General features: G+C 57.3%; 6 protein-coding genes. All 6 read left to right on the top strand.

The genetic code is table 11. The annotated features are described in order from the left end of the window. The first annotated feature begins 220 nt into the window (after positions 1–220). Positions 221–2080 carry a hypothetical protein gene (locus FJ222_11165; GenBank protein MBM4164980.1) on the top strand — a complete coding sequence of 620 codons (1860 nt, stop codon included), beginning with the start codon at positions 221–223 and terminating at the stop codon, positions 2078–2080. 19 nt (positions 2081–2099) lie between these two features. Next, positions 2100–2627, top strand: coding sequence for a hypothetical protein (locus FJ222_11170; protein ID MBM4164981.1), 528 nt, complete (start codon positions 2100–2102; stop codon positions 2625–2627). Positions 2628–2817: 190 nt separating this feature from the next. Next, on the top strand, positions 2818–3369 hold the full coding sequence (locus FJ222_11175) for a hypothetical protein (GenBank protein MBM4164982.1): 552 nt from the start codon (positions 2818–2820) through the stop codon (positions 3367–3369). 507 nt (positions 3370–3876) lie between these two features. Then, on the top strand, positions 3877–5508 hold the full coding sequence (locus tag FJ222_11180) for an IS21 family transposase (protein MBM4164983.1): 1632 nt from the start codon (positions 3877–3879) through the stop codon (positions 5506–5508). After that, positions 5505–6263, top strand: a complete 759-nt coding sequence (locus FJ222_11185) for an AAA family ATPase (protein MBM4164984.1) — start codon at positions 5505–5507, stop codon at positions 6261–6263. The genes FJ222_11180 and FJ222_11185 overlap by 4 nt, the downstream gene beginning before the upstream one ends. 56 nt (positions 6264–6319) lie before the next feature. Beyond that, positions 6320–7237 (top strand): HEAT repeat domain-containing protein, encoded by a 918-nt coding sequence (locus FJ222_11190; protein ID MBM4164985.1) that lies wholly within the window; start codon positions 6320–6322, stop codon positions 7235–7237. Positions 7238–7324: the final 87 nt, after the last annotated feature.

Here is a 7324-nt window from a genome sequence, read left to right on the forward strand (position 1 = left end):
GCAAGCCGTGACCTTGGCAGCCTACGACTGGAGCGTCTGGGTCTCCCCCGCCCCTGCGGCCCCCGTCGCGCCACTCTCCGGTTTCGGGTTTAGGGCGCTGGCTGCGCCAGCCGCGCCGTTAGCGTCAAGCAGTACGCGCACTGATCACACAAAAGAAGAGAGAGCTCCGTTTACTGCTGGGCCGTTTATTGCCTTCCAGCCTAAGACGGTCCCTTTGCACGTGGCACCTATTACCCCGACCAATTATGGGGGAGCACTGGTTATATATCTCCACAACCTGCAGGCGAATGCCACAAATTGGACGTTCGAGATCGCGTCAAACAAGGTTTACTCAACGGGAGCAACAGGATGGTCGGCCCCCGTACCTTCGACGGTCGCAGAAATCAATCAAGTCAAAACAAACGTAGCGGGGGGGATAGATTTCATTGAAGCTGGGGTAACTCCAAACCGTTTCAACCATTATTCTATAATCGTGCGGACCCCTGGGCGCTATCAGGTCACGATCAAATACAAATCCTCTTATAGAGCGAGGTTCGAATTCGACACCCCTGCGGTTGGGGTTGATTTCACCGGCTTGAATGCAAATGACCCGATTATTTTGACGACGAATAGGTATACGTACGCCATTTTCCCGCTGTACAATGCATCGGCCTCTCTTGTGGTGACCGGCAAAGTCGTGGCGACCTCATCAACCGGTAGCCCGTATAATCTTGCCGGTATCACACTGAATGCCGGAAGCCGTTTCAACATTACGAACATAGTGAGTCAGCCGGAGCGCTTTCAAATGAGCGGCATTTCTGAAGGGGATCATGTGTTAAATGCCATATTCAAAATGGAGGTGGAAGGCATCCGTAAAAAGCTCATTTCGAATTTAGATGACCAAGTGATGGTCTTAGCCAGTAATGTGGTGACGCAAGTCCGCTACGGCACTTTTACGAACCTGCACCTTGTCTGTCCCAACATGTATATCGACAGCCCCGCAGGAGACCTTCCGCCCGACGGCGCAGAAGGATCTAATTATTCTCCTGCGTCATACTCGCTTCTGGTGTTCGACACGCCAACCGCGCCGTCCAACTGCCTGATGACTTGCGAGACGCCTCAATTGACTGGCTTGAGCAACGCCTTCATCAAGTCACTCGTGTGGAATAACGTCGAATGGATCAACCCGTCCGTGTCCACCGTCACGTCGGTCACAACCAACACGAATCCGTCCGAGCCGTGGAGGACCGAGTTCTGCTACAATCAGATGCCGTCGCATAACGACGCCTTCGGCAACACCAACCTCGTGCTGCGGTTCAAAGACCGGCATGCCTGGAAACGGGATCAGCCGGTTCAATTCCGCTTCGCCCGCACCGGAACCAATGCCGCCGCCCGCGTGATCGCGGCGGGCGCCCTCAGCACCAATTACGTCAAAGCCGGCAACCCCAACTGGTACGTCTACTGGCAGCAGGTCGCAAATCAATTCAGCAAGACAGATGGCTCATGGCCGAGCGGCAACTTTGGCCCGCAGGCGCAACGGATGGTCTACTCGAATGAATTGGTTGGCACTAGCGGCACAACAACAAACGCGGCTGGATGGTATGATGGCCGTCCCGTCTACGACTACGGCTCCACGAGTTATCTGTGGTCCGATGAAATCGCAATCTTTGACACGAACAAGAGCGGCATCTTTCCATACATTCATGTCATCCACCACGAAAATGGTCACCGCCAATCGAGGCAATTGCCAAACAGCCAAGGCGGATGGGGAACGGGGCTGACTTATTCGCATATCGATGATTTAGATCAAGACCAAATTCACAAAACATGGGAGACGCCAGGCGGGGGGGGATACGTTTTGGGTTTCGATACAAACAGCGTGAGTGCGACGACTAATTGGACATGGCGAAGCAACTGGACGCACGGGTGGATCACGACAAACGAAGTGAAGAATCCACCGCTCTCTCCGCCGGCACCCTATACAAATACTAACGGTGTGAATTCGGTGACGGGTAGCGGACTCTGTCCACGGAACGAGCTGCATGTTGAGGCGCGAAAATGGGATATTGAATTAAAAGATTGGTCCTGGGTTGTGCCATGATTGGAGGAGGATAATGCCCATGGGTAAGAGAATCCGAAGCGTAAGACTGCTTATTGTTGGCATGATTGTGGTTGCAATGGCGGGGTTTGGTCTGTACTGGTGGCTCACACAGTATTACTTTCCTGTCCGTGATGTGGTACCAATTGTAATGCTCTTGGAAAAGAAAGACTTCAGAGGTGCCGAAAGTCTAATCTTTAGTCCCCTTATTCTGCCAAATGGCGAAATGGAAAGACTCCCTGATGGAATGCCTAAAAGAGACCCCAATCGTATTCGTATCAGGGGTAGAGGCGCGGAAAAGATAAAGCGTGTCTATTTAAACGTATTAAATACTGCTGAGGATGCAATTGTTTTGAGAGAAGCTTTAGGTTGTGCTTTTGGGTGCATTAATGATTTGTTATTCACGCAGTCTGAAGGCGAAATACTAGAGAAAGCCGTCGCGCGATACAATGCCCAAATACCTGCTTCCAGTTCAGAGAATCCTTGGTCTGTAACCGTGGGATCTGATGGCTATTATTACGTTCAAATGGGCGGTTTTAGAAGTCATTGAGGCGAGCAAGCGGGTGCAGCGTAAACAGCGTAAAGGGGACAGGGAAATAGCGTCCATACACACGCTGTGAATTCAGCGACGGGTAGCGGCCTCTGTCCACGGAACGAGATGCATGTCGAGGCGCGAAAATTGGATATTGAATTAATAGATTGGTCCTGGGTCGTGCCGTGACGAGAGGAGGAGGATGCCCATGAGTATGAGAATTCATAAAATAAGACTGCTAATTGGCTGCGTTATTATTGGTGCGCTGGTGGGGTTCGGGCTGTATGCGTGGCTCACGCAGTATTACTTTCCTGTCCGCGATGTGGCACCCATTGTAAATCTCTTGGAAAAGGGAGATTTGTTGGGCGCGCAAAGGTTAATTTCAGGGGTGTGTCTAACGCCGGACGGCCGGGTGGAAACTGTGCCAGGAGATGCACCAGGGATGTTCAAGACAAGAAAAGACCCCAATCGTATTCGGATCAGGGGTAGAGGTGCGGATAAAGTAAAACATGCCATCTTGATGATTTTGAATTCCTCTGAGGATGTGAATGTTCTGCAAGGAGCTTTAAGTTGTGCTATTATTGGTGCATATAATCGAAACGTTTTGTTCGATAAGCAGTCTGAGCGCGAAATATTAGAGAAGGCCGTCGCGCGATACAATGCTCAAATACCTGCTTGGGCTCCAGAGTTGCCTTGGTCTGTTACTGCGGGTTCCGATGGCTATTATTACGTTCAAATGGGCGGGTCGCGAAGTCATTGAGGCGGACATAGTGGCCATAGGGGTAACAGTTTAGCCCAAGCGCGAACGTCGTCGCGCGCAGTGTGCGTGCGAATGTGTGTGGGCGGCGATGCTGGGGGGAATCGGGGTCAACCCTTGTCTCTGGTATCAGGGTCAGAATCTAGAATATGATTCGAGGACGTGCCGGGTGCTGACGGGACGAGGCGTATCTTTGAAGTCAGAAGGGATTTGATCTCGCCAAGACGCAAAGTACGCAAAGAAACGGATTCTGGAGCCTCTTGGCGATCTTTGCGGCTTTGCGAGAAAAAAGTGCGGTCTGGACACCGAGGCTCCTTGCGGCGCGGCCTTTCGGGATGGGCCTCCTACACATTAACCCCAACAAACACCATGAAACATCATCGCCTTCTACCATTCGTGTTGTGTCAGCGGGCACTCAAAACCAGCCAGTGATGGGCACTTGAAAACCAGCCACCTTGATGAGGTGGTTCGTCAGGTAGAATATACCCCCGAAAGGGGGCAGGTTTTACGATGTCGAACCAGATCAAGATGGCTACAAGTACTTCAATCATAGAGCTCCACGAACGGGGCTGGTCCCGGCGGCGGATTTCGCGTGAACTGGGTTTGGATCGGGAGACGGTGACCCGATACATCCGCCTGCACGCGGCGGTGGCGGCAAAACCAGCCATTTCGCCCGCCGGGACGGACGGCCCCGCCGAGTCAAAACCAGCCATTCCGCCCGCCGGGATTGTCGGGCGTCCGAGCCTCTGTCGGCCGTACCACGAGTTCGTGCGCACGGGTATTGAGACCGGGCTGACGGCGCAACGTATCTTCCAGGATCTGCGCGCCGATCACGGCTTTGCCGGTGCGTACGACAGCGTGAAGCGTTATGTGCGGCGGCTCTCGGTGCCCCCCGCGGAACGCATCGAACGCATGGAGTGCCTCCCCGGCGAAGAAGCACAGGTCGACTTCGGCCTGGGTGCGCCGGTGGCGGTTGAGGGCAAGCGGCGTCGCACCTGGGTGTTTCGTCTGGTGTTGTCGCATTCCCGCAAGGGTTATAGCGAAGCCGTGTTCCGGCAGGGCACGGAAGAGTTCATCCGTTGTTTGGAGAACGCCTTCCGTGCCCTTGGGGGCGTCCCCCGGACGCTCGTCATTGACAACCTGCGCGCCGCCGTCTCGCAGGCCGACTGGTATGAACCGGAGATCGTTCCCAAGATGGCGGCCTTCTGCCGGCATTACGGCACCGTTGTGCTACCTACCCGGCCGCGGCATCCGGAACACAAGGGCAAGGTCGAGCGCGGCGTCGGCTATGTCAAGGGCAACGGCTTGAAGGGGCGCGTGTTCGCCTCGTTGGCGGATGAGAACACGTATTTGCGTTGGTGGGAGAAGCATGTGGCCGATGAACGCATTCACGGCACGACCCGCCGGCATGTGGCGCGGTGCTTTGAAGAGCGGGAGCGGGCCGCGCTGCTGGCGTTGCCGCCCATGGTCTTTGCGTCCTATGAGGAAGGACGACGGGCGGTGCATCGCGACAGTTACATCGAGGTGAAGCATGCGTACTATGCGGTTCCCGAGGAGTACGTCGGCCGCACGGTCTGGGCCCGTTGGGACATGCGTACCGTGCGGATCTTCAACCTGCGCATGGACCCGATCGCCATGCATGCGCGGTTGGAAGCGGGATCCTTCAGTGCCCGGATGCCTGGCCGAAACGGCCAGAACCGCGTCAATCGTACTGCCGCCTACTGGTGCCAGCGTGCCGAACAGATCGGGCCCTGGTGCGGCGAATGGGCCCAGCGCGTGCATGCCGAGCGCGGCATCGAAGCGATCCGTGCTCTCATGGGGCTCTGGCACCTGGGCCGACGGGTCGGTTGCGCGAAGATGGAGCGCGCCTGCCAGCAGGCGCTGGACCGTGGCGAGGCTCTGCGCCTGCGCCACCTGCGGCGCCTGTTGGAAGACCAGCCCGGACCCCAACAACTCACCTTCCTCGACACGCACACCCTCATCCGCGATCTCGGCGAATACGGCACGCTCGTGGCCGCGTCCGCCGTCCAACCGGAGTTGACCACCGCCGCGCCTACGGGCTTGGAAGGGCCCTCCGGCGCGACCGTGGACAACTCCTGCGTCCCCGCGCATCTCGGGGTTACCCCACAGGAGCACCCATGAACGAATCCCTACGCAGACAGTTGCGAAACCTGCGCCTCTCCGGCCTGGCCGGAGCGCTCGACGTGCGGTTGCAGGAAGCCGCCGGCCACAACCTGAGCCACTTGGAGTTTCTGGAACTGATCCTTCAGGATGAGTTCAACATCCGCCAGCAACGACAACTGGCGCGCCGCAGGAAGGGGGCGGACTTCCGTGATACGCGCACGCTGCAGGACTTTGACTTCTCCTTCAACCCCTCGATCAAACGCAAGTTGATCTACGACCTGGCCGCCGGGCATTTCATCCGCGAAGCCCGCGACGTGCTGCTGGTCGGTCCGCCCGGTGTCGGCAAGAGTCATCTGGCGCAGGCCATCGGCCAGGAAGCGATCAAAATGGGGTTCGGCGTGCTCTACCGGTCGATCTTCGATCTGGTGCGCGAACTGCGCGATGACGAGACCTTGCCGGCCGGCAAACCCCTGGCGCGTTACTTGAAGCCGGATCTGTTGATCATCGACGACATGGGCCTGAAACAGTTGCCTCCGCGAGGAGGCGAATACCTGTTCGAGATCATCATGCGCCGTTACGAAAACCGGTCAACCCTGATGACGTCCAACCGCCCGGTCGAGGAGTGGGGCAAACTCGTTGGCGATGTGCCCGCCGCCTCTGCCATCCTCGACCGCTTCCTCCACCATGCCGAGATCATCCACATCACCGGCCGCAGCTACCGCCTCAAAGACCGCACCACCGCCAAAAACCCGGTGGACAACAACGATATTTAATGGTATTTACTCAACCGAACAGTGGCTGATTTTGAACCGCCCACAGGTGGCTGGTTTTGAAGTGCCCGGTGACAGTGTTGCTGGCCGCTGTGGCCGGTGTCGTATCCGTCACGATCTTTCGGAAGCGGACGCCATATGCCGAACCGAGTCGCCTCGTAATCGAGTCCATGCCGTTGATTCCGACGTCCGTTCCGGCGGATACTCCCGACATCGAAACGCCATTGCCGGGATCGGCCCGTCCCGACGGGGTTCCCACCGAGACGCTTCCAGTTGGCTGGTCGGATTTCAGAACCCTCACCGAGCAGGATCGCCTGAACCGGGTGACGGCGGCGATGGAGAATCATACGCTTCCGGCTGATGTGCTGGCGTTTTTCGAGAAGGAGCTTTTCAACCGTCAACACTGGGATGTGACCCGCAACAACATGGCCAATTCCTTGGTCTGGCAGGAGTCGCCCAATCCACGCCTGCACGAACTGTTCAGCAAGATGCTGGCCGATGAGTCCGAAAGCCCGGTCTGGCGCGATTACTGCCTGCAATTTCTCTCCGAGTGCCTGAAATCTTCATCCGATCCCGATGCGATCCAAGCGATCCTGACCCGCTACGCGCAGGGCCAGGACGGTTTGGCGGGGACGGCCATTGTGAATGTCGGATTGCAGGAAGCGGCGGGACGGATGACGCCGGTCGAGACGTTCAGTCGGCAACTGGAGGCGCAACTCGCCGACCCGGAGGTGGTCACCCCGACCAAGCTCAGCATCCTGGCGATGATCGGCAAGCGCAATGATGTGCGCCTCCTGCCGCTGGTGCGCAGCTACGCCACGAACTCCACCGACGCCCTGCGTCGCACCGCCATCGCCACGCTGGGTCAGATCGGAACACCCGAAGACCTCCCCCTGATCCGCGCCGGTCTCACCGATCCCAACCGCGCGGTTCAACTGGCCGCCGAGGCGGCGGTGAAGCGGATTGAATCGCGGTAGTGCTGCCGAGATGGAGCAGACACCAACCGGGCCTTTCACTCTGCACCCGCCCGTCCAGACTGTCACCGGGCGAGGTCTCCACCTCAA

The sequence above is a fragment of the Lentisphaerota bacterium genome (assembly GCA_016873675.1).
Lineage (GTDB): Bacteria > Verrucomicrobiota > Kiritimatiellia > RFP12 > JAAYNR01 > VGWG01.